Below are 23,758 nucleotides of genomic sequence, written 5' to 3'. Positions count from 1 at the left end.
AATGAAAATATTAGTAATCTGGCGTCTACTCACGGTTGGAGGGGTGAATGCTGGGTGGCGTAATCGGGCGATATATTTTAAAAAATATGGCATAGAAACCGAGTTTCTGTATACGACAGATCACGGTGGGATGCATATTATGGAAGATGTAGCTCCTGTTTACTTGACGAAGGACAAAGACGAAATAGTGAAAATTATCCAAGATAATCAATATGACGCAGTCATTGTTGTTGATACAAAGGATGCCTTTAAGTGGCTGCAAATGGCCAATTATAACGGACCAGTAATAGTCGAAGCACGTACCCCAGAACTGATTAAACTTACTCCTCATATCAAAAATTTTCACGGCATTGAACCAGTAGCCATCATTGTTCCCTCCCATTACCAAAAAAGGCTTGTGTCCATTCTTATTGAAGGGATTCCAATCGAGGTGATTTATAACGGAATCGACCCAGCTTATTATTACGCACTTAATGAAGAAGAAATCGATTATGATGCAGTGCCTATCCTGCCAAAGGATAAAAAGGTCATCGGTTGGATTGGTCGATTAGATAAAAGGAAGAATTGGCCGATGCTGGTGGAAATCGCTAAAAGAGTTAAACAGGAACGCAGTGATATTGAATTCTGGGTCATTGGTGGAGCACAAAGTGTGCAGAGAGAAGAGTTTGCTGCAGTGTGGAAAGAAGAAGGATTAACTGACATCATTAAGTGGTTTCCGGTCATTCCTTATCAGCAAATGCCACATGTGTATGCAAAAATTCGTCAATCGGGTGGCTGTACAATCGCGACTACAAAGACAGAGTCATTTGGAAATACTTTTGTGGAATCCATGATTTGTGGAGTTCCAGTGGTAGCCTCTCGAATGATGCCCGTCACAGAAATTGTGAAAGATGGAGAAACAGGGAAACTATTTCACGGAATGAATGTCGATGAGGCAATTAAGAAGCTATATTTCATTATCGACCAGCCTGAAGTACAGAAAGAGATGTCTGAGGCGGCGATCATGCACACACTTGAGAACTTCCATATTCACCGAGTGGCCGAGAAATATGTTCAATTTTTACTAGAAATCATGCGAAAAGAAACAGGTAGAGACGGTGTGGTGAAGGTGGATGATGATTAAGCCAGTTTCATACGTAAAGAGGTTAGAAGGAAAATCAAACACTCACTTAATTAAGTTTGACGATGGACATGAATATGCTGTGAAGTATTTCATACCTGGGTTCGAAAAATCATTGCCAAATGAATGGGTAGCATACTGCCTAGCTAGATACTTACAACTGCCCATTCCACACGCTCAAATTATAGAAATGCCATCTGAATTCTCCAATGAAATTCCTGATTTTATCAAAAGTGAAAGTCGCTATCAGTTTGCTTCGCGATATATTCCGGATTGTTACAATGGACACGAAGTCTCTCAAATTAAGAAAATCGTAAACGAGCAACAGCTAGCTTCAATTATTTTATTTGATTATTGGTTATCAAACCGCGATCGAACGAAGAAAAATATTTTACTAAAAGAAGCGGGCCATGAGGCGTATTATCTATGGATCATTGACCATGCAGAATGCTTTGGTTCTTATAACTGGACAGGAGAACAAGTTGAAGATCTTCCTGTGAAAATATTAAAAAGTGCAACTCACCGGTTAATGGCCCAATTTGTAGGAGGAGAATCGGACTTTTATGAAGCGTTAAAAGTGATTCAAACCATCCCTAACTTTCTAATTGAGGAAATTGTCAGCATCATCCCAGATGATTGGCAAGTTAGCGCGGAAGAGAAAAAAATACTTTCTCAGTATTTAATCAGGCGCCGTAAGAAGATGCTTCCTCGAAGTTTAAAGAAATTCATGGCAAGAGAGTTCCTCCCGTTTCTTTCAGCAGAAAGCAATAGAGGGGAGGGAGAAGGATGAAGGTACGAAAGGCAATTATCCCTGCTGCAGGATTAGGAACAAGATTCTTGCCAGCAACAAAAGCTCAGCCGAAAGAAATGCTGCCCATCGTCGATAAACCGACGATCCAATATATTGTCGAAGAGGCCGTAGCAGCTGGAATTAAGGAAATTGTGATTATTATCGGACGAGGCAAACGTTCGATTGAAGATCATTTTGATAAATCATATGAGCTCGAAGACACCTTAACGCGAAAGAACCAGTTAGAGGTATTAGAAGAAATTCGCAAGTTATCCAGTTTAGTAACCATCTATTATGTGAGGCAAAAGGAACCTCTTGGATTGGGGCACGCAATTTTATGTGCGAAAAGCTTTATTGGTCAGGAACCGTTTGCCGTCATGTTAGGTGATGACATTGTGGAATCGGAAGTGCCTTGCTTAAAGCAGCTCATGAATGTTTTCGAGTACTGTAACAGCTCGGTTGTAGCTGTTCAAACGGTGAGCGACGATGAGGTGAGCAAATACGGAATTGTAAAACCAAAAGGAGCCATCGGAATTCCTAATTTATTTTCACTTGATTCATTAGTCGAAAAGCCAAGGAGAGAGGATGCTCCCTCAAACTATGCGATTATCGGAAGATACGTTTTTAGGCCGGAAATTTTTGAGAAGCTTGAGTCATTACCGATCGTTCCTAATGTCGAACTGCAGTTAACTGATGCAATTAATGAACTGAATAAAGAGCAAGCCGTATTTGCTTATTCCTTTGAGGGTACACGTTACGATATTGGAGACAAACTCGGGTTTGTGAAAGCAACACTCGATTTTGCGCTAAGAAGGGAAGATATGAGGGAAGTGGTTTTAGAGTATATCAAAGGCATCTATGAGGATATGGATTTTCGACAACGAGAGAATGATGAAGTATGAGAATAACTGTAATTGGAACAGGTTATGTAGGATTATCTACAGGCGTTTGTTTAGCGGAAATCGGCCACCACGTAATATGTATTGATACTAGTGAGGAAAAAATTAACCTTCTTCGTGGAGGGAAATCTCCCATTTATGAACCAGGAATGGAGGAATTGCTTACTAAAAATATGGTGGCCAAACGGTTGCAGTTTACTACGTCGCATCAAGAAGGTTTGAAGAAGTCAGAGGTGATCATCGTTGCAGTGGGTACTCCTCAGCAAGATAGCGGGGAAGCGGACTTAACGTATCTATTTCAGGCGATCCAAGATGCTGCTCCTTACATCGAAAAAGGCTCAATTATTGTGATAAAGAGCACCGTTCCCGTTGGCACAAATGAAAAGGTGAAAAAATTGCTGGAGGCCTTTGGTCAAAACAAAGTCTCACCCTTCGTTGTATCCAATCCGGAATTTTTGCGACAAGGCTCAGCTGTGCTAGATACATTACATCCTGACCGCATTGTGATTGGGTGTGAGAATAAGGAGGCAGCTGCAGTAATCGAAATGATGTACGCTCCTCTCAACGCAAGTGTTGTCAAGACAGATGCAAGAAGTGCGGAAATGATTAAGTATGAATCAAATGCCTTTTTAGCAACGAAAATCAGTTTTATAAATAACATAGGAAACCTGTGTGAGGCAGTAGGTGCAAACGTAGAAGATGTATCTAAGGGAATGGGGCTAGATCAACGGATAGGGGCAGCCTTTTTACAAAGTGGAATTGGTTATGGTGGGTCCTGTTTTCCTAAGGATGTTAGCGCACTCTTAGCCGCCGCGAAAGAGTATCATGTACCTTTTTCAATGATTGAAGAAACGATGATGATTAACAACCGACAGAAGCTGCTTCTTGTAAAAAAGGCTTTGAATCGTTTTGGAGATTTAAAGCATAAGAAAATAGCTGTGCTTGGCTTTTCTTTTAAACCGGAGACGGATGATATGAGAGAAGCACCCTCGATTACCATCATTCATTCTTTATTGAACGAAGGAGCCTCTGTAATCGGATACGACCCGGTGGCAACGCGTAATGCTAAAGGAATTTTCGGAGAACAAATCGCGTATGCTACCTCGGTGGAAGCGGCGATAAAAGATTCAGATGCTGTCTTTATCGTTACGGAGTGGAAGGAAATCAAGCAGCTCGTATTATCAGAAGTCATTTCTCAAATGAAACAGCCAATCGTTTTTGATGGAAGAAACAGTTTTTCGGAAGAAGCTGTTCGAGACTGTGAGGAAATTGAATATTATCCGATCGGTAAGCCAGCCATCATTATTAGAAAAAGCTGAAGACATTCCTTCAGCTTTTTTACTGTTTCGGTTCGTAATTTAGATCTTTAAACAATTCCCTTTTTTCTTCCTTGGTTAAATCTCTCCACTGACCGACGGGGAGGTTGCCAAGATGAATGTTCATAATTCTTGTACGCTGAAGGCGAACGATTCCGTACCCTAAGCTTGAACACATGCGGCGAATTTGTCGGTTTAAGCCCTGTGTTAAAATAATTTTAAACACGTACTTTGATTGTTGCTCCACTATACAAGGAAGGGTTTTTGTATCAAGAATTTCCACACCAGATGACATTTTTGCAACAAACTCTTTGGTGATGGGTCTGTCTACAGTGACAATATACTCTTTCTCATGTTTGTTTTCTGACCGAAGGATTTCATTAACGATGTCCCCGTCATTTGTTAGCAGAATTAAACCATCAGAGTCCTTGTCGAGCCTTCCAATATGGAAAATCCGTAGTGGATGGTTCACGAGATCGATAATATTTCCTTTAATATGACGCTCCGTTGTACTTGTAATTCCAACTGGTTTATTCAGTGCAATATATACATAGTTTCTAGCTACCACGATGGATTTGCCGTTCACCCTCACATCGTCTCCCGCTTCCACCTGACTGCCAAGCTCCGCGACACGTCCGTTAATCGTCACTTTCCCTTCGCTAATGAGCTTGTCTGCTCCGCGTCTAGAAGTAAAGCCCGATTCGCTAATAAATTTATTTAATCTCATTATTTTTACATCCTTTAGGTGTTTTGTCCTTTAAAGGATACAGCAATTGTTTGCCTGTTTTCAAGCGGATGGTGGGATGTAGGGTTTCATTCACTTTAATTTCTCTCCTTTTCTAGAAGAACCGATTGAATCTATCAAATGATAGGAGTACGATAAAACAATAAGATTACTAGTTCATTAGGAGAAGTTGCCCAATGCGAAGCTACCTTATTTTAGCGATGTGTGGCCTGTATTTGATTCAATATTTTGTAGAGCTTAACTGGCTTCGGTATGTGGTGGTGGCTCTAGCTTTAATTGCGTTTGTCGGAAGTGCTCCGAAAGCAGATCCTCTACCAAGGCTTCTTGGCTTTTTTATGATGGGATTTGGAATTGCCCTTGAAATAGGGAAGGGGACAGGTGTCGAAGGAATAAGTGATGGTCTGTTTCTGATTTTACCTCTTCTTTGTTTAATTACATTAGCCCCATTATTGTCCATACCCTTACGGTTTGGAGGCTACTTTGAGGCAGTAGCTCTGCTTCTAAAAAAGCTGATGCAGCAGCCAAGGAAACTTTATGCCGGAATTACGGGTACTTTGTTTTTATTAAGCCCGGTCTTAAATCTTGGTTCGGTTCGGATTATCAATGAATTTTTAGATGAGTTAAAGCTTCCATCGATGATGTCAGCGAAAAGCTATCTCGTGGGCTTTACGACCGCTATTTTTTGGTCGCCGTATTTTGCATCGGTTTCTTTAGTGCTTCATTATTTACATGTTCCGTTCACCCAGTACATCGGATATGGAATGGTTCTGTCCTCTTTGCATTAGCAGTTATTGTGATCGTACTTGTCCTCACCTATATGGGAATTCACCAGATTGCTGTTGTGGGTGCACTGGCTATGCAGCTACAGCCGGCTGAGCGTGGAATAACGAGTATTTCTCTAGCCTTATTATTGTTACTCACATGGGCGATGTCCACGTCGCTTAGTCCGTTCTCTGGCTTAAATTTAATGGTTAGCCGATTTGCAGGGATTTCTGGTGTTCAGGTTGGGTTGCGAGCAAATGGAATGCATATGTCCATCGTAGCGATCGTAGGAGTTATGATTATTTCATTTGTTAGTTAACAAGTCATCAAATTTTACCTCCTATTAACTAAAATGTTCACCAAACCTCTTAGATTCTAAGGGGTTCTTTTTTTACAATGAAAGAGCTGTACCGTTATACTTGTATATAAAGATAAGATGAGTTGAACTCTTAAACCAATAGGCAAGGAAGGGAGTCTTAATAATGGGTTATCATAAGCAGTATTTTCTAAAAACAAACCGTCACAAAGAGCTCTATCACATGGTGAGCAAGCTAGCAGATTCCTTTAAAGAACGCTCAGAACAACACGACCGGGAAGGGAGTTTTCCCTATGAAAATATCGAGGAGCTAAAGAAAAGTGGCTACTCAAAGCTTTCTGTTCCAGAAGAATGGGGTGGTAAAGGAATTTCACTTTATGAGCTGGTTCTTCTACAGGAAAGACTCGCCCAAGGAGATGCTTCGACTGCTCTCTCTATTGGCTGGCATCTAGGAATTGTCATGGACACTGCTGAAAAGAAGTTATGGAAAAAGGGTGCTTTTGAGGAAATCGCAAAAGACATCGTTCATAATGGAGCCTTATTAAACAGTGCGGTTTCTGAGGCAGCAACAGGGAGTCCAACAAGAGGAGGTAGACCGCAAACTCTTGCCGTACAAGAAGGGGAGCATTGGGTATTGAACGGCCGCAAAACATTTACGACCATGTCTCCTGTATTGGATTATTTTATTGTCGTTGCAGCGGTGGAGAAAAATGGCGAAATTGCTCAGTTTATTGTTCCACGTGAAACAAAAGGGTTGGAAATCGTCGAAACATGGGACACCATGGCGATGCGTGGAACAGGAAGTCATGACATTCTTTTACAAAATGTGAGAGTTCCTCACGATGCACTTGTACAAGTTCTTGATCAGGAATCTAAGAAAAAGGCAAATGGTTGGCTTCTGCATATACCAGCCTGTTATATGGGAATCGCCTTGGCAGCAAGAAATTATGCCGTGAATTATGCAAACCATTACAAACCTAACTCTATCAAAGGTCCTATTAGTGAGCTTCCTAATATTCGTCAGCTTATCGGGGAAATGGAACTGAAGTTAATGAGTGCAAGAACCTTTCTTTATTCCGTAGCGGAAAGATGGGATCAAGATGTTGAACATCGCTATGAGCTACATGCGGAGCTTGCAGCTGTGAAACATGTGGTCACCAATACAGCCATGGAGGTTGTTGACAAAGCCATGCGCATTGTAGGAGCGCAAAGTCTTTATCATAAAAATCCCCTTCAAAGATATTACCGAGATGTACGAGCGGGCCTCCATAATCCGCCAATGGATGATGCGGTTGTGTCGATGCTCGCACAAAGAGCGAGTAAGGAGAAATAGATCTGTCAAAAAATAGCCTTTCTTTCATGTGAAAGGTTATTTTTTTTCGAACCATTTAATGCTATCCTAGTATAAAGCAAACGTTTGCACAAACCCCCCTTGTGCATATGAGAGGAGATATACATATGGACCAATCATGGTGGAAAGAAAGTGTTGTTTATCAAATCTATCCGCGAAGCTTTAAGGATAGCAATGGTGATGGAGTAGGTGACCTTCAAGGGATTGTTGAAAAACTTGATTATTTAAAGGAGCTCGGTGTTGATATCATTTGGTTGTCTCCTGTATATAAGTCACCAAACGATGATAATGGATATGATGTGAGCGATTATCAAGATATTATGGATGAGTTTGGAACAATGGCAGATTGGGAACATTTGATTCAGGAGATGCATGATCGGGAAATGAAGCTCATGATGGACCTAGTAGTAAACCATTCATCAGATGAGCACCACTGGTTTCTGGAAGCGAAAAAGTCAAAGGACAACCCATACCGAAATTATTATATTTGGCGTAAGGGAAAGGATGGCAAAGAGCCTACGAACTGGGAATCATTCTTTAGCGGTTCGGCATGGGAATATGATGAAACGACCGATGAATACTTTCTCCATCTTTTTAGCAAGAAACAACCTGATTTGAATTGGGAAAACGCAAAGCTCCGTAAAGAAGTATACGATATGATGAATTGGTGGATTGACAAGGGTGTGGATGGCTTCCGAATGGATGTAATCAATCTAATTTCTAAGGCAGGATACCAGGATGCGCGGAATATGGAAGGGAAAAAGTATGCGTCAGGTGCAGAGTATTTCTTTAATGGACCTAAAATACATGAGTACTTACAAGAAATGAATAAAGAGGTGCTTTCAAGAGGGGTCGTTACGGTAGGTGAGACGCCAGGTGTAGATGTGGAGCAGGCAAAGCTTTATACCGGTTCCGATCGAAACGAGCTGAATATGGTATTCCAATTTGAGCATATGGATCTTGATTCAGGCCCCGGTGGGAAATGGGATTTGCGTCCGCTGAAGCTAAAAGACTTGAGAGACAATTTTACCAAATGGCAAAAGGGGCTTGAAGGCGAAGGTTGGAATAGCTTGTACTTAAACAATCATGACCAGCCTCGTATGGTTTCGCGATTTGGGAATGACGGGAAGTATCGTGTAGAATCAGCAAAAATGCTTGCGACTTTCCTTCACACGTTACAAGGAACGCCATATATTTATCAAGGTGAGGAAATTGGCATGACGAATGTCAAATTTGACTCCATTGAGGAGTATAAAGATATTGAAACATTGAATATGTACAAGGAAAAGGTCAAAGAAAACAACGAAGATGAAGCGAAAGTGATGGAATCAATCTATGTAAAAGGGCGGGACAATGCACGAACTCCCGTACAGTGGAATGCTAGTGAGAATGCTGGTTTTACAACTGGAACGCCATGGATTGCGGTAAACTCAAATTACAAAGAAGTGAATGTCGAACAAGCAGTGGCAGATCCAGATTCGATTTTCCATTACTATAAAAAACTAATCAAGTTAAGAAAAGAGAATGAGGTCATCTTGTATGGGGCATATGATGTCCTTCTTGATGATCATGAACAAATCTATGCCTATACGAGAACGCTTAAGAAAGAAAAGCTATTGGTTATCCTGAATTTCTCTGACCATCGACCGGAGTTCAAGCTTCCAGAAGATATGATCTGTCGTGATGTAGAAGTATTAATTAGCAATTACGAGCAACCAGAGGAGCCGGATGTGAGTTCGATCAAGCTTCGTCCATACGAGGCAGTGGTGTATAAATACAGATAAGAAAGGCGAGGGGGAACCCTCGCCTATTTTAGTACTTTTTCTATCACTCGTTTGGTCAGTGTGGGAACAACTTCTAAGGAGTAGGTCATTTCAAGTCTTTCTAATCGTTTATGCGCATCGATCCCGTATGGTCCGATATTGACGACAGGAACATTGATATCGCGTATATCTTGGAAATTGATAAAATGCTTCCGTCCCCAACTTGGATTGTTATTTGTGACTGCTTGAAGTCCTGCATCATCATCGCTTAATGCAACAAAGCTCATATCAGAGATATACGGGAAAAAGTTCCGCGTGACGATCGGATATGGGTAATCTGGCTGTACTTCAGCAACGGCTTCATCAAGTGCAGAAATAAGGGTTGATTCATCAGGTGTTTTCCCGGTTAGTTCAATTCTTGGTGAATACAATGATGAATAAAACAAAATCATAGCAGGGCTCTTGTCCTTCATCCATTTCCATGCTTCCTCTACCACACGCGCAGCGTACATCCGGCTATCCAATGTTTTGTCTTGTTGCAGCTGATCTTTAAATTGGTTCATATGTTCTTTATACATGTCCCCGTGTTCAGCAAGCAGATTTTCTTCCATCTGTTCATAAGTAAACACTCTTGTTTTCCAAGGAATTGGTCGGTAGACTTCTCCACTTATTTTACAATACTTTTCATAGCGCTCTTCATAGGTTCGTAAGGCACGATCGAAAGCGATTGCCGCTTGTTCGATAAGTTTGTCGATGACATCCTTTGGCGTCCACGAATGAATAAAGAAATTATAATACACATAAGCAGATAAGGCCGTTTGTACGTCATACGAAGGCTTCATATCCATTTGTTTTAGTGATACAGGAGGGACGGTCGTTTCCCCTAACGCCTCGTTGCAAAGTTCCGGATTATAATTGATTTGCTGTGTTAATTCAGCTGCTAAAAAATTCGGATCTAATCCTTCAAAGCAAGCTCCGACATGTGTTTCCGAACCGGTGATGAAAAAGGAAGGCAGGAGCTTGCCGACGGTTCCTTTGTATATGTATCGATTTTGATCCCCTTTGAATCGTGGAGCTACGAAATCAGCGTTGATCGCTGCAACATAGTCGAAGTGATGCTCCGTCTTCCATCTTTTTAATGTTTTTAACGATGATAGAATTCCGTTTGAACTATCCTCCTCGTCACATTCTGCCAAGAAGACAAGATTTCCATCAAGCTCTTCAGGATGTTCGGAGTAATATTTTAGTAGATAAAGGTGGCTAGCAAGTCCGCTCTTCATATCTAAGGTTCCTCTACCGAAGAGCCAGTTGCCAGATTCAAGCTGTTCCTTTACCTCTTCTGTTAGGTCTTCTTTCTTTAAAGCTTCAGCTAACTCATCAGGATAACAAGCAAGGCTTTTTAATTGATTGAAATCATCAATCCCAACGGTATCCACATGGCCCATCAGAATGACCGTGCGGTTACTTGAGCTTTTTGTTCCTTTTACAAAGGCAAGAACATTATATCTTTCGTAATCGTCATCAATGGTTGGTTCAATGACGAGATGTGATTGGTTTTCTTGAAAATATGGAAATGAAGTCAGGAGGGTATGCAATGAATGGGAGATGACTTTTTCTCCATCTGTATTGACGACACTTTCAATTTGAACGAGCTGTTTGGTGAAAGCTAACACATCAGTAAGACAAGGTAATAGCATGGGTTTTCTCCTTTTTCTTTGAAGGCTGTTTTCATAATGTTTGTTGTTTTGGAAAAATCCCAGAAGCCGGATTTTTCCCCGCATAACGCTGAGTTTATTGGTCTATTTGGAGAGTAGCTCTTTTCTAAGGAGGATAAAATCCTGATTGGTTGCTGAAACATATAGTTTAATTCTGAAAAAGTGTGTATATAGCAACAATGTTTTAGAAAAGGGCCTCCTTGAAATAATCATCTACCTTCACTATACGACAATGAATTCTTATTAGAAAGTAGCAAGTGTAAGAGGATTGTAACAATATGGCTGATTCAATGAGGTGGTTACCTCCTATAATGAGAACATTGAAAAATTTAAAGATGGTTAGGTGATACGATGCATGGGAAACATGTTCCTGTTGATTACAGCCAAAATCCGTTTATTGTCATCTGGGAAGTAACGAGAGCTTGTCAGCTTAAGTGTGTGCACTGTCGAGCGGACGCACAGTTGGTGCCAGATCCAAATGAGTTAACCCATGAGGAAGGGATCGCTTTAATTGACGAAATTTATGAAATGAACAACCCGATGCTTGTTTTTAGTGGTGGTGATTGCATGATGCGTGACGATCTACTGGAACTAGCAGATTATGCGGTTAAAAAAGGAATGCGTGTTTCTATGACTCCTAGTGCAACAGCCAATGTAACAAAGGAGAAGATGAGACTAGCGAAGCAAGTCGGTTTATCAAGATGGGGGTTTAGCTTGGATGGACCTACAGCAGATATTCATGACCAATTCCGCGGCATTCCCGGTTCGTTTGACTTAACACTTGAGAAAGTGGCGTACTTGCGTGAGCTAAACATGCCGCTACAAATCAACACAGTGATTTCACGGTACAATTACGATCATCTCGAGCAAATGGCCAAGTTAATGGAAGAGCTCGATGTGGTGATGTGGTATATCTTTTTACTTGTACCTACCGGAAGAGGCCAAGTGGATGATTGTTTAACGCCACTTGAACACGAAAAGGTATTTAGGTGGCTGTACGACTTAAGTAAAAACGTTCCTTACGATATAAAAACAACGGCAGCACAGCATTATCGGCGAGTGGTTCTTCAGCAAAAAATGAAAGAGCATAAAGTAGCAACTGGTCGTATTCGGTACGAAGATACGATGACGATGGATCAGGACAGTATCCGAGATGGTCTAAAGCGTGCGCCAAAGGGTGTAAATGATGGAAATGGGTTTATCTTTGTTTCTCATACGGGTGATGTGTTTCCAAGTGGATTGCTCCCAATAAAAGTCGGGAATATCCGTGAGAATCGGTTAGAGCATATTTATCGAACATCTCCAGTCTTAAAGGAACTTCGTAATCCAGACCTCTACAAAGGAAAATGTGGGATGTGTGAATATCGTCATATATGTGGAGGTTCCCGTTCTCGAGCATATGCTATGACAGGGGACTACTTAGCGAGTGAACCGTTTTGCGTGTATGTTCCACAAAGCTTACGATAGCTGCTTGTACAGAGTAATAAAAAGAGGTAAGCCTGCTGATTCATGACAGCAGGCTTTTGGAGTCAACTATTTTGAACGTTTCGAAGAATTTCATATGCTTTATCACCGGCTTCAATTGTTAGACTCTCCCACATTTCGTCTCGAAGTAAATCTAGTTCAATAATCATCCTGGCTAAGGTAATCGCATCTTCATTTTTCATCATCATTCTTCCTTTCCTTTTCCTTTCTTGATGCTACCCATTTTCTATAGACCTCTTCCATTTCGGTAAGAGTGAAATCAGCTGAGTCTTTACGAACTGTGAGGGCACCGGCTTTTGTTAGGAGACTCTCATACTCTTTTCGCCTTTTCTCAACCATTTCTCTTAGAAGCGCCATGGGGAGTTCATCCTTTCTTTTTGGTATTAACGTAATTGTAAGTGGGTTGGGAGTAATTATCACTTCAACTGTTAGTTTAATTAACATCCTTTTTAAAACTTGTCAGAATTTCTTACAAGTTAGACGTCTATTGTGTAAGGTAATGGTATAATCTAGAAGCAAACGGTGTGGGAAACGGAGGAATAAACCATGGGGGAAGATACATCATATAAAAGTCGAAAAGTCATAACGATTGGTGTAGTAAGTGAATTAACAGGCCTTTCCGAGAGGCAAATCCGTTATTACGAGGAAAGAAAGCTCATATTCCCTGAGCGGTCTGAACGAGGAAACCGAAAGTATTCATTCTCTGATGTAGAAACGCTAATAGAAATCGCAAATAAGCGCGAAGAAGGTGTTCGAACGTACGAAATTAGACAGGATATGATTAAGAAAAATAATTTAGCCAAAGATGAGAAACTCCGTAACAAAATGCTTCGTGGACAAATTAACGCTAGGTTTGGAATTCAAAAAAATCAATAGCCTTTGTATGAAGCCTGCATAAGGCTTTTTTGTTTGTGTAAAAGATGATTGAATATTTTGTACACTCTATTAATATGTTACAATTATAATATTAAGGGTGACTAAATAATTTGTAATATTTTTTCGGTAATGGAAATGGAGGGATCCACCATGAAGAAGCTTTTTAAGTACATATTTCCCTATAAATATGCCACGATAATGGCGTTATCACTTACCGGCTTTGAGTTGGTGGTTGAGCTGATACAGCCTGTCCTCATGGCTAAAATCATCGATGAGGGCATTACAAACGGAGACATGTTTCCCGTCTACCTTTGGGGCGGTATACTTTTACTTCTTTCTTTTATTGCCTTTGTTGCAGGAATAGTAAACTCCTTTTACTCCTCCCATGTAGGTCAAGCGGTCGGTTACGATCTTAGGAGAGACCTGTTTGATAAAATCCAACAATTTGCCTTTAAGGACTTTCAGGAAATTCCGACTTCGTCCTTAATTACGAGGCTGACAAACGATGTAACTCAAATACAGAACTTCCTCTTTATGAGTCTACGTATTGCGCTCCGAGCACCTTTGTTTATTCTGGGTGGAATGATTATGGCGTTCACGGTCAACGTGAAGCTTGCTACTATTCTGCTGATTTCCGTGCCTCTTTTAATGGTGATTGTTTTAACTCTAATTCGAAAGGGAGTCACTCTGTTTCAGCTTGTTCAAAAAAAGCTTGATAGAGTGAACAGTATCATTCAGGAAAATTTAGTAGGCATCCGTCTCATTAAAGCGTTTACAAGGGGACCCCATGAGCAGGGACGGTTTGAAAAAGTAAACAAGCTACTAAGAGAAGACAATAAAAAAGCCCTTCAAATTATGGAGATGACGATGCCCATTCTCATGTTTGGAATGAATGTTGCGATGGTGATCATTCTTTGGTTTGGTTCTCTTCAGCTGGATATCGGTGGGGCACAAGCAGGGGAAATCGTCGCTGTGCTTAATTATGGAACGAAAATTATGTTTGCTTTTACCGTTTTTTCATTTGTTATGATGAATTACTCTAGGGCACAAGCTTCATCGGGAAGGCTTGTTGAAATCCTTGAGCAAGAAACGGATGCTGAACAGCTGAACACTCCTTCAACAGGGGAAAAAATAGATGGACGGGTGGAGTTTCATCACGTGAGTTTTCAATATCCACAAGCGCTTAAACGAACACTTGATGATATTAGCTTTACGGCCGAGGTAGGTCAAAGAATTGGAATCTTAGGGGAAACAGGATCAGGAAAAACATCTTTGTTTCAGTTAATTCCTCGTTTGTTTGAAGTAACTGAAGGACATATTACGATTGATGATGAGGACATCACAAAGTATGAAAAGGAAGAACTGCGAAAGCAAATCGGAATGGTCCCGCAGGAAGCGCATTTATTTACGGGGACGGTAAAAGAAAATATTGGCTGGGGGAAGGAGAATGCCACTTTTGATGAGATTATAGAAGCTGCGAAAAAGGCAGAAATTCATGAGTTCATCATGACTCTTCCACACCAATATGAAACCATGGTTGGACAGCGTGGGGTGAATTTATCAGGTGGTCAAAAGCAACGGCTCTCCATTGCTCGGGCCATCGTAAGACAGCCAAGGATCTTGTTATTAGATGATAGTACGAGTGCGCTTGATTCCAAAACGGAGGCTAACATTCTAACCTCAATAAAGGACCAAGCCTGCACCACTTTTATCATAGCTCAAAAAATTAGCTCCGTAATAAAATCCGATCAAATCCTTCTCCTCGAAGAAGGTATGTTGGTCGCAAAAGGAACGCATGAACAATTGCTAAAAGAAAGCGACAGTTACCGTAGAATATACAAGTCCCAAATGCAAAAGGAGATGGAGCAGCTTGCATAAACCTGACACAAAGCCAAAAGCAAAGAATATAAAAGGAACGCTGCTTAGGGTTCTTGGCTACGCAAACAAGGAAAAGGTACTGCTCTCTTGGGTTTTATTTATGGTGATTGCAAGTTCTGTTTTTTCCCTGATTGGACCCTATTTATTAGGAGTGGCGGTTGACGATGTGATCGCAGGAACCAATAAAGAACGCTTTTTGTTATTGTTATTTGGAATCATCATCGTCTTTCTATTGCAATCAGCGGCTCTTTTTTTTCAGAACAATTGGATGATTGGTATTGCCCAAGAAATTGTCTTCCGAATGAGAAACCAGCTCTTCAAGAAGCTACATATGCTCCCCATCTCTTTTTTCCAGAAGCGTCAGCATGGTGAGCTTATGAGTCGCTTAACGAATGATATGGAAAATGTCAGTCGAACATTAAATTCAGCCATTATTCAAGTGGTGACAAGTACGTTAACGATAGTAGGAACCATTGCCATGATGTTATGGCTGAGTCCTTTGTTAACGGTATTAACATTAACGATTGTCCCTGTCATGTTTGCCGGACTGAAATGGATTACGAACCGCACAGGGAAGTTTTTTAAGGAGCAGCAAAAAACGCTCGGCGATATGAATGGTTTCATTGAAGAAACACTGTCCGGGCAAAAAATAGTAAAAATGTACTCGCAGGAACGGAAAGTCATCGATCAGTTTGCGGAGAAAAACGATGCGTTGAAAGAATCAAACTATTGGGCTCAAACATACTCAGGTTTTATTCCAAAACTGATGAATATGCTAAACAATGTAAGCTTTGCAATCATTGTTGGAATTGGTGGAATTCTTGCGATTAAGGGCTCCGTGTCAATTGGTGTCATTGTTACCTTCACTACATACTCTAGGCAGTTCACGAGACCATTAAATGATCTCGCTAACCAGTTCAACATGATTTTGTCGGCTGTAGCTGGTGCGGAGCGTGTGTTTCAAATTGTGGATGAAAAAGAGGAACAGGAGGATGAAGGGAAGGCAGTATCGATTGATCGTTTGCATGGAGAGATTGTATTCGATCAGGTGGGCTTTTCCTATGATGAGGGCCTTGCGACATTAAGGGATGTGAGCTTCCAAGCAAGAGCTGGTGAGACGGTTGCCCTAGTTGGACCAACGGGAGCGGGCAAAACGACCGTAATCTCCTTGCTTGCTCGTTTCTACGACAGTAATCAGGGGACGATTTGGATTGATGGAAGAGACAGCAAGGAAATTACACGAGATAGCTTAAGAAAGCAAATGGGTTTTGTTTTACAAGATTCCATTCTTTTTGAATCAACCGTTCGGGAAAATATTCGCTTTGGTCGTCTAGCTGCTACGGACGAAGAGGTGATCCAGGCAGCCAAGGAAGCCAATGCGCATGACTTTATCATGAAGCTTCCAAATGGTTACGATACTGTGCTAAATGGGGAAGGGGCAGGAATTAGTCACGGGCAGCGGCAATTGTTATCCATTGCCCGTGCACTGCTAGCGGACCCAGCTCTGTTGATTCTAGACGAGGCGACAAGCAGTATTGATACGATTACGGAAATGAAAATTATTGAGGCGTTGGAAAGGCTCATGAAGGGCCGAACCACATTTGTGATTGCCCACCGCCTGAACACGATTCAAAATGCAGACCTAATTGTTGTGTTAAAGGATGGTCAAGTAATTGAAAAAGGCTCAAACAAAGAGCTACTGAAACAAAATGGATTTTATGCAGACTTAGTTCGTACGCAGCAACAAAAGGCAATCATGTGAAAGTTGGCCCTTAGTGGGTCAGCTTTTTCTTCTTTTATAGCAAAAAATAAGCGGTAGTTGGGCAAGGTAAGGAGGTAGAAAGGAGCGGAAAACAGTGGTGTATGATTGCGTGATTGTCGGTGGAGGAATTGCTGGATTACAGTGTGCAGTTCAGTTAGGAAGATATATGTACAAGGTACTTGTTATTGATTCTGGAGATGGCCGGTCTACTCTGTGCCGAAGCTATCATAATGTGCTTGGCTATCCATCGGGTGTGAGCGGGGAGTATTTACGGTCCATTGGTGAGAAACAGGCGAAGCAGTATGGAGTTGAGTTTTTACTAGAAAAAGTTGAAAAGGTGGAGAAGAAAAAAGAGATTTTTCATGTGACCACTCATCATGGGGATGAGAAAAAGGCAAAGAGATTGTTAATTGCAACCGGAGTAATGGACCGGATTCCGCCAATCCCCGAGCTGTACCCATGCCTAGGGCAGAGTGTGTATATTTGTCCAGATTGTGATGGATATGAAATCAAAGACGAAAAATGTATCGTAATTGGCTCAGGTAATGTCGGAGCCAATGCGGCCTTGACTTTATTGTATTGGTCAAAAAAGCTTATTTATGTGAATCATGAGCGAAAAGAAGTGGATGAAAAACTCCTAAAACAGCTTAAAAAGGAAAATATTGAGTACTATGAACAGTCGATTGAACAAGTACAAGCGAAGGACAGCCAGTTTCAAGGTGTCACTTTAATAGATGGAACACAGTTAGTTTCGAACCACGGATTTGTCGCATTTGGAAACAATGAGGTTCGTTCGGAGCTAGCGGCTCAGCTTGGAGTAGAACGGATGGAAAATAAACATATTCTTGTTGACCCTCGTTCAAAAATGACGAATATCAAACATGTTTGGGCAGCAGGTGATGTGGTAGCCCATTCCGAGCAAGTAACAGTTGCCATGGGAGATGGGCTTCAAGCAGCGATTTTTATTCATAAATCATTGATGAATGAATCTTAAATGGGAAACTGGCCGTTTTTTAGGACGGCCAGATGAATAATACATGCGATGGATTAACAAAATTACAGCAAAAAGAACCCATAACATCGTACCCAAAAAGAAATCGGTATTGCGTAAAATCCTTGTAAGCGGTAAACTGTTAACAACAGTGCAACCTTTAAAAGGTTATTTTTTTGCTTCATTTATGCAAACGGTTGCGCTATCTAAAAAGCCGTTTACAGCATGAAAAAATAGAATGTCAGAGGGGTTATATATGAAGAAGATATGGTGGAAGGAAGCTGTGGCCTATCAGATTTATCCAAGAAGCTTCCAGGATTCAAATGGAGATGGAATTGGCGATTTACAGGGAATCATTCAACGACTTGATTATATAAAAGATCTTGGGATTGATGTGATTTGGATTTGTCCTATGTATAAATCACCAAATGACGATAACGGATACGATATATCTGATTACGAAGACATTATGGAAGACTTTGGAACGATGTTGGACTTTGATGCTCTGTTAGCAGCTGTTCATGTTCGTGGAATGAAACTGATTATTGATCTGGTTCCTAATCATACAAGTGATGAGCATCAATGGTTTATCGAATCACGTCAGTCTAAGGACAATCCAAAGCGCGATTGGTATATTTGGCGTGACGGGAAAGATGAAGCAGAGCCAAATAACTGGGAAAGTATTTTCGGAGGTTCTGCTTGGCAATACGATGAACAAACGAAGCAATATTATATGCATGTGTTTTCAACCAAGCAGCCTGACTTGAATTGGGAAAACCCTGAAGTTCGTGAAGCTGTCTATAGTATGATGAACTACTGGTTGGATAAAGGCATAGACGGGTTCCGGATTGATGCGATTAGCCATATTAAGAAGCGTCCAGGATTCCCAGATATGCCAAACCCAGAAAATAAGAAATACGTTTCTTCTTTTGACATGCATATGAATCAGGAGGGAATTCATGAGTTCCTTGCTGAAATGCAAGAAAAGACGTACGGCAAATATGATGTGATGACTGTGGGAGAAGCGAATGGGGTGTCGGTAGACGAAGCGCATCTTTGGGTAGGAGAAGAAGAAGGTAAGATGAACATGGTATTCCAATTTGAGCATCTGGATCTATGGGATACTGATCCTGCCAAAGGTCTTGATATTTTGGGCTTGAAACAAGTGCTCACACGCTGGCAAAAGGGATTAGAAAAGGACGGCTGGAATGCGCTGTTTATTGAAAATCATGATAAGCCGCGAATTGTCTCCACATGGGGGAACGACAAAGAATACTGGTACGAAAGTGCAACAAGCATGGCCGCGATGTATTTCCTCATGCAGGGAACACCATTTATTTATCAAGGTCAGGAAATTGGAATGACCAATGTTCAATTCCCAAGTATTGACGATTACGATGATGTGGCTGTCAAAAATATGTATCGTTTGAAGCGTGAAGAAGGGGTTTCACATGAGGACATTATGGAAATCATTTGGGCCACTTCAAGAGACAATAGCCGTACTCCAATGCAATGGTCGGACGATCACGAAGCGGGATTTACAACAGGAACACCTTGGATGAAGGTGAACCCAAACTATAAAGACATCAATGTGAAAAAGCAGCTAGAAGACGAACACTCTATCCTCTCTTTTTATAAAAGAATGATTCAGCTGAAAAAGAACAATGACGTGTTTACGTACGGTAAATATGAACTTCTATTAGAAGAAGATCCGCAAATTTATGTGTATACACGAGAAAACGAGAACGATAAGGTTGTTGTTCTATCGAATCTAACAGGGGAAGCAGCAACATTTGCTATAGACGGGCTAGAATTAAAATACGATCAGCTGTTATTAGCCAACTACGAGGTAGATTCCCACGACAATACGAACGGATTTACAATCAAGCCGTTCGAAACAAGAGTATATCGTTTGACATAATATTGCTTAGACCATATCCCCCATTGATATGGTCTTTTCAATTTCTTAACACGATCTTAGCAATTCTCTTCATTCCAACAAACTATACTGATAATAAGACAGGAAAGAAATCAGTGGGGAGGGTCTGGATGGAAATTACCGTTTGCGGGACAGGGTATGTTGGATTGGTAACAGGTGTTTGCTTAGCTGAAATAGGGCATGAGGTGGTTTGTTTTGATACGGATGAACAAAAAATCAATCTTCTCAAAGAGGGCATTTGTCCGATTTATGAACCGGGGTTAGAAGAGTTACTGTTAAAGCAGCTTCACGGAAAAAGACTCCACTTTTCTACAGATGCAAAGCAAGCTTATAAGGAATCCGATGTAATTTTTCTAGCCGTTGGAACTCCAGAAAAAGAAGATGGAGCAGCAGACCTAACATTCATTGAACAAGCTGTAGAAACCATTGCACAGTATATCATTTCACATACAATCATCGTAACAAAAAGCACCGTCCCCATCGGTACCAATGACCGGCTCCAAGCAACATTTGACGAGAAAGGTGTTTCTGTCGATGTAGTCTCTAATCCAGAATTCCTAAGAGAAGGTTCTGGCATCTATGATACGTTTCACGGTGATCGGATTGTGATTGGTTCCAATCACAATGAAGCCAAGGAGATAGTAGAGAAAATCTTTCAACCTCTTCAAATTCCGATTATTCATATGAGTGTTCGAAGTGCGGAAATGGTTAAGTATGCATCCAATACCTTTTTAGCGACAAAGATATCGTTTATTAATGAAATAGCGAAGCTTTGTGAACATACAGGTGCAAACGTAGAGGATGTAGCGCTTGGAATGGGGATGGACAGTCGAATTGGAACGCCATTTTTAAAGGCGGGAATTGGTTTTGGCGGGTCCTGTTTTCCAAAGGATACAAAAGCATTAGAAAATGTGGCAAGTATGTACGGATACGAGTTTCAAATTCTCCAATCCGTGATAAAGGTGAATGAAAAGCAAAAGTCACTTCTTTTTGAAAAGGCAATGGATCGGATGGGGACGGTTGAAGGAAAAAACGTTGCTGTTTTGGGTCTTTCCTTTAAACCAAATACAGATGATATAAGGGATGCTCCCTCTATTCCGCTGATAGATAATTTGTTAGAGGCAGGGGCCCTTGTCCGAGCGTATGACCCGGTTGCTCACAATCATGTCAAAAAGAGATATAAAAAAGCAATCCACTATTCAGAAACGATTGAGAACGCTATAGACCAAGCTGATTTAGTATGTATCGTAACGGAGTGGGGAGAAATTAAAGAATTTCCACTCGAGAAGTACAAACAAATGATGCGAGAACCACTTCTTATCGACGGTCGAAATTGTTATAAGCTAGAAGAAGCGCAGCAAGCAGATATCACGTATATCTCCATCGGTCGAGAAGTAGTGGAGAGGAAAACACCTATATTTCGTTATTAAATAGATCTTCAGTGGTCAGGGAATTGTATCTCCCTGCCTTTTTTCGTATCATAAAAATTAAAAAGGGTGCGGTGTATGGCGAAACAGGCAAAAACCAATGCGATGCGAATTCTAGATAGTAAAAAAATCGACTATGAATTAATCACCTACGATTCACAAGATGGGAAAATTGATGGAGTGTCTGTGGCAGAAAAGATAGGAAAAGACCCGAACCAGGTGTATAAAACGCTGGTTGCCCAAGGTGCGAGCAAGCAACTGTATGTTTTTATCGTTCCTGTTGAGAAGGAGCTAAACCTGAAAAAAGGGGCACAAGCATGTGGTGAGAAGAAAATAGAGATGATTCCCGTCAAGGATATTCAAAAATGGACAGGTTATATTCGTGGCGGATGCTCTCCCGTTGGCATGAAAAAACAATACCCAACGGTCGTTGACGAAAGTGCAGAGGAATTATCCTCCATCATCGTAAGTGGTGGGAAAATCGGAGTCCAAATGGAACTGAAGCTGCAAGACTTACTTTCTGTTACAGGTGGAAAAATAGCGGGGCTCACGAATGAATAAGTAAAAATCATATTTGGTCATCCTCTATGTTAGATCATGTGCTAAGACAAGGTGAGAATCGCATATATTTTAATGCTCCACGTATGAATTTTCAGCAAAGGATGTGTGCAGATGGCTGGGAGTGTTAGAAACTACTATGCTGGCGGAAATACAGCTAAGGGTTTTCATAGCTTATTTGATGACTGTTTAAAAGATTTACAGAGAGTTTTTATATTGCAAGGGGCTCCGGGAACAGGAAAATCAACACTTATGAAGAAAGTGGGAGAATACTGGACAGGAAGAAATTATCAAGTGGAATACCTGCATTGTCCGTTAGATACTTCCTCTGTTGATGGAGTGATCATTCCGGAGCTCAAGGTGGGAATTGTGAACGGTTCGAGCTTCTATACGATTACCCCAAGAGCACTTGGTGCAATTGAGGAATACGTAAACCTAGGAGAAGCCTGGGACTCAAGCAAACTAGTAGAACACAAGGATCAAATTCTTAGATTGTCCATGCTAGCAGGTAATGCCAAACAAAAAGCATATGAGCACTTTGCCGAAGCGTTAAGCATTCATGACAATTGGGAAAAAATCTATATTGAAGCGATGGATTTCCAGAAAGCAGATGATTTAACTAGAAAATTAGTCTCACAGTTTTATGGAAGTATGACCTTAAATAAAGAATCAGCGGTAAAGCACCGGTTTCTAGGCGCAGCTACTCCGGTTGGAGCGGTTGACCATGTTCCAAATTTAACAGAAGACGTTGCAAAAAGGTATTTTATAAAAGGAAGACCGGGCTCCGGAAAATCAACGATGTTAAGGAAAATTGCTGAAGAAGCACAAGTCCGCGGATTAGATGTAGAAGTGTATCATTGTGGATTTGATCCAAATAGTTTGGATATGGTCATTGTTAGAGAGTTAGGAATGGCTATCTTTGATAGTACGGCGCCACATGAATATTTCCCAAGCAGAGATGGAGACGAGATTGTTGATATGTACGGCTCCGTCATTGCTAGTGGAACCGATGAAATTTTTGAAGAAGAGATTTCAAACCATAAAACAGCCTATAAAAATATGATGGATCAAGCGATCGGCTTTTTAAAGGAATCCAGTGATTACAATCAAGAACTCGAGCAAATATATACAGATGCTATGGACTTTGACAAGGTTAATGAACTAACCGAACGTGTTCAAGAAATGATTCATCAGCTCGAAGAAAAATAATGGATCACTCACCCCTCATAGGCGTTTTGCATACATTACAACGAGATGTATGTAGAGAGGGGTATGAATGTGAACTATTATCATCCAAATTATTTTTTAGATGACCGACAGCAGCCAACAACTGGCGGGTTCCCAGGTGGATTTCCAGGAGGAGGCTTCCCAGGCGGTGGATTTCCAGGAGGAGGTTTCCCGGGTGGTGGATTCCCAGGCGGAGGAGGTTTCCCAGGAGGGGGCTTTCCGGGCGGCGGTTTTCCAGGAGGAGGCTTCCCGGGCGGCGGTTTTCCTGGTGGGGGTGACCAATACGGTCCACCATCAAGCCCACCACCTTCTTACACACCGCAACAAGGTGTTTCCCCTTTTGCGGTCGACCCTGGTGCCATTAGAAGATGCCGATTCCGCTTCACGTATATTTGGTTAGTTAATGGAAATAGCTTCTGGTTCTATCCAACGTATGTTGGAAGAGATTCTATTGCGGGATACCGTTGGAGAAATAGACGTTGGGTTTATTATGGGACTGATTTAAGAAGAATCAGTAGCTTCCAATGCGGTGGAAGATAATAAACATTAGAGCTGGCATGAACTCATCTGGGTTCATGCCTTTTTCTATGGACCGTCCTCATTATGGGATGGAAGCTCAGGTTAAGCACCTGAACTGATAGACGGAGAAATTCCGCTTAATTGGTAATTGTTATTAAAAAAGCTTTAATTAGACGGAGAGATTCCGCCTATTGGCTCAAAAAACCCGAAAAGGGGAGGTTTTACCTTGCATAAGCGGAAATCCTTCCCTTATTTACCCCGAAATGAGCTCCATTCTGCATTTAACCGGAAAATCTCCGTTTAACGTACTTTTGTTGAG

23 protein-coding genes are annotated in these 23,758 nt (G+C 41.2%); 19 read left to right on the top strand and 4 right to left on the bottom strand.

What is annotated here, in order from left to right; translation table 11 throughout:
- The first annotated feature begins 1 nt into the window (after position 1).
- The 4 genes from MKX65_RS23770 to MKX65_RS23755 are packed head-to-tail and all read left to right on the top strand — an operon-like array spanning position 2 to position 4,128.
- Complete coding sequence (locus MKX65_RS23770) at positions 2 to 1,123, top strand: glycosyltransferase family 4 protein (protein ID WP_340906038.1); 1,122 nt, start codon at positions 2 to 4, stop codon at positions 1,121 to 1,123.
- On the top strand, positions 1,113 to 1,910 hold the full coding sequence (locus MKX65_RS23765; protein ID WP_340906037.1) for a HipA family kinase: 798 nt from the start codon (positions 1,113 to 1,115) through the stop codon (positions 1,908 to 1,910). Before MKX65_RS23770 ends, MKX65_RS23765 begins: the two co-directional genes overlap by 11 nt.
- On the top strand, positions 1,907 to 2,812 hold the full coding sequence (galU, locus tag MKX65_RS23760; protein ID WP_340906036.1) for a UTP--glucose-1-phosphate uridylyltransferase GalU: 906 nt from the start codon (positions 1,907 to 1,909) through the stop codon (positions 2,810 to 2,812). Before MKX65_RS23765 ends, galU begins: the two co-directional genes overlap by 4 nt.
- Entirely contained in the window at positions 2,809 to 4,128 is a 1,320-nt protein-coding gene (locus MKX65_RS23755; RefSeq protein ID WP_340906035.1) for a UDP-glucose dehydrogenase family protein, read from the top strand. Before galU ends, MKX65_RS23755 begins: the two co-directional genes overlap by 4 nt.
- A gap of 19 nt (positions 4,129 to 4,147) precedes the next feature.
- On the opposite strand, the gene rluF is transcribed toward MKX65_RS23755, so the two are convergent.
- Entirely contained in the window at positions 4,148 to 4,852 is a 705-nt protein-coding gene (rluF, locus tag MKX65_RS23750; protein WP_340906033.1) for a 23S rRNA pseudouridine(2604) synthase RluF, read from the bottom strand.
- A 194-nt stretch (positions 4,853 to 5,046) separates the two neighbouring features.
- On the opposite strand from rluF, the gene MKX65_RS23745 reads away from it, so the two are divergent.
- The 4 genes from MKX65_RS23745 to MKX65_RS23730 all read left to right on the top strand — a co-directional run bounded on the left by MKX65_RS23745 (position 5,047) and on the right by MKX65_RS23730 (position 9,083).
- On the top strand, positions 5,047 to 5,655 hold the full coding sequence (locus MKX65_RS23745; RefSeq protein ID WP_340906032.1) for a hypothetical protein: 609 nt from the start codon (positions 5,047 to 5,049) through the stop codon (positions 5,653 to 5,655).
- 8 nt (positions 5,656 to 5,663) lie between these two features.
- Complete coding sequence (locus MKX65_RS23740) at positions 5,664 to 5,951, top strand: hypothetical protein (protein WP_340906031.1); 288 nt, start codon at positions 5,664 to 5,666, stop codon at positions 5,949 to 5,951.
- A 163-nt stretch (positions 5,952 to 6,114) separates the two neighbouring features.
- Positions 6,115 to 7,281, top strand: coding sequence for an acyl-CoA dehydrogenase family protein (locus tag MKX65_RS23735; protein WP_340906029.1), 1,167 nt, complete (start codon positions 6,115 to 6,117; stop codon positions 7,279 to 7,281).
- 125 nt (positions 7,282 to 7,406) lie between these two features.
- Positions 7,407 to 9,083, top strand: coding sequence for a glycoside hydrolase family 13 protein (locus tag MKX65_RS23730; protein WP_340906028.1), 1,677 nt, complete (start codon positions 7,407 to 7,409; stop codon positions 9,081 to 9,083).
- 23 nt (positions 9,084 to 9,106) lie between these two features.
- On the opposite strand, the gene MKX65_RS23725 is transcribed toward MKX65_RS23730, so the two are convergent.
- Positions 9,107 to 10,759: a M20/M25/M40 family metallo-hydrolase gene (locus tag MKX65_RS23725; protein WP_340906027.1), complete on the bottom strand. Its 1,653-nt coding sequence runs from the start codon at positions 10,757 to 10,759 to the stop codon at positions 9,107 to 9,109.
- Positions 10,760 to 11,128: 369 nt separating this feature from the next.
- On the opposite strand from MKX65_RS23725, the gene MKX65_RS23720 reads away from it, so the two are divergent.
- The gene (locus MKX65_RS23720; protein WP_340906026.1) at positions 11,129 to 12,244 is read left to right on the top strand and encodes a TIGR04053 family radical SAM/SPASM domain-containing protein; all 1,116 of its coding nucleotides are present in this window, start codon (positions 11,129 to 11,131) and stop codon (positions 12,242 to 12,244) included.
- Between the two features lie 62 nt (positions 12,245 to 12,306).
- Here MKX65_RS23720 and MKX65_RS23715 read toward each other — a convergent pair whose 3' ends face one another.
- Together MKX65_RS23715 and MKX65_RS23710 are read right to left on the bottom strand one after the other, a co-directional pair.
- Positions 12,307 to 12,444, bottom strand: coding sequence for a hypothetical protein (locus MKX65_RS23715; RefSeq protein ID WP_340906025.1), 138 nt, complete (start codon positions 12,442 to 12,444; stop codon positions 12,307 to 12,309).
- Positions 12,434 to 12,619, bottom strand: a complete 186-nt coding sequence (locus tag MKX65_RS23710; protein WP_119710325.1) for a hypothetical protein — start codon at positions 12,617 to 12,619, stop codon at positions 12,434 to 12,436. The genes MKX65_RS23715 and MKX65_RS23710 overlap by 11 nt, the downstream gene beginning before the upstream one ends.
- A gap of 189 nt (positions 12,620 to 12,808) precedes the next feature.
- Here MKX65_RS23710 and MKX65_RS23705 point away from each other — a divergent pair, with 189 nt between their 5' ends.
- The 10 genes from MKX65_RS23705 (at position 12,809) to MKX65_RS23660 (ending at position 23,460) form a co-directional block, all read left to right on the top strand.
- Positions 12,809 to 13,138, top strand: a complete 330-nt coding sequence (locus tag MKX65_RS23705; RefSeq protein ID WP_066057067.1) for a MerR family transcriptional regulator — start codon at positions 12,809 to 12,811, stop codon at positions 13,136 to 13,138.
- A gap of 150 nt (positions 13,139 to 13,288) precedes the next feature.
- Entirely contained in the window at positions 13,289 to 15,016 is a 1,728-nt protein-coding gene (locus MKX65_RS23700) for an ABC transporter ATP-binding protein (protein ID WP_340906022.1), read from the top strand.
- Positions 15,009 to 16,778, top strand: a complete 1,770-nt coding sequence (locus tag MKX65_RS23695; RefSeq protein WP_340906021.1) for an ABC transporter ATP-binding protein — start codon at positions 15,009 to 15,011, stop codon at positions 16,776 to 16,778. The genes MKX65_RS23700 and MKX65_RS23695 overlap by 8 nt, the downstream gene beginning before the upstream one ends.
- 94 nt (positions 16,779 to 16,872) lie before the next feature.
- Positions 16,873 to 17,772: an NAD(P)/FAD-dependent oxidoreductase gene (locus tag MKX65_RS23690; protein WP_340906020.1), complete on the top strand. Its 900-nt coding sequence runs from the start codon at positions 16,873 to 16,875 to the stop codon at positions 17,770 to 17,772.
- A 43-nt stretch (positions 17,773 to 17,815) separates the two neighbouring features.
- Complete coding sequence (locus MKX65_RS23685) at positions 17,816 to 17,998, top strand: hypothetical protein (protein ID WP_160545921.1); 183 nt, start codon at positions 17,816 to 17,818, stop codon at positions 17,996 to 17,998.
- A gap of 27 nt (positions 17,999 to 18,025) precedes the next feature.
- Positions 18,026 to 19,690, top strand: a complete 1,665-nt coding sequence (locus MKX65_RS23680) for an alpha-glucosidase (protein ID WP_340906019.1) — start codon at positions 18,026 to 18,028, stop codon at positions 19,688 to 19,690.
- 128 nt (positions 19,691 to 19,818) lie between these two features.
- A complete protein-coding gene (locus MKX65_RS23675) occupies positions 19,819 to 21,138 on the top strand; it encodes a UDP-glucose dehydrogenase family protein (protein WP_340906018.1) in 1,320 nt (439 codons plus the stop codon).
- A gap of 75 nt (positions 21,139 to 21,213) precedes the next feature.
- Positions 21,214 to 21,696, top strand: coding sequence for a Cys-tRNA(Pro) deacylase (ybaK, locus tag MKX65_RS23670; protein WP_340906017.1), 483 nt, complete (start codon positions 21,214 to 21,216; stop codon positions 21,694 to 21,696).
- 111 nt (positions 21,697 to 21,807) lie between these two features.
- The gene (locus MKX65_RS23665; RefSeq protein ID WP_340906016.1) at positions 21,808 to 22,902 is read left to right on the top strand and encodes a PRK06851 family protein; all 1,095 of its coding nucleotides are present in this window, start codon (positions 21,808 to 21,810) and stop codon (positions 22,900 to 22,902) included.
- A gap of 63 nt (positions 22,903 to 22,965) precedes the next feature.
- Positions 22,966 to 23,460 (top strand): hypothetical protein, encoded by a 495-nt coding sequence (locus MKX65_RS23660; RefSeq protein WP_445677936.1) that lies wholly within the window; start codon positions 22,966 to 22,968, stop codon positions 23,458 to 23,460.
- Positions 23,461 to 23,758: the final 298 nt, after the last annotated feature.

The sequence above is a fragment of the Robertmurraya sp. FSL R5-0851 genome (genome assembly GCF_038002965.1).
GTDB lineage: Bacteria > Bacillota > Bacilli > Bacillales > Cytobacillaceae > Robertmurraya_A > Robertmurraya_A beringensis.
This window is presented reverse-complemented; position numbering and strand designations above follow the sequence as displayed.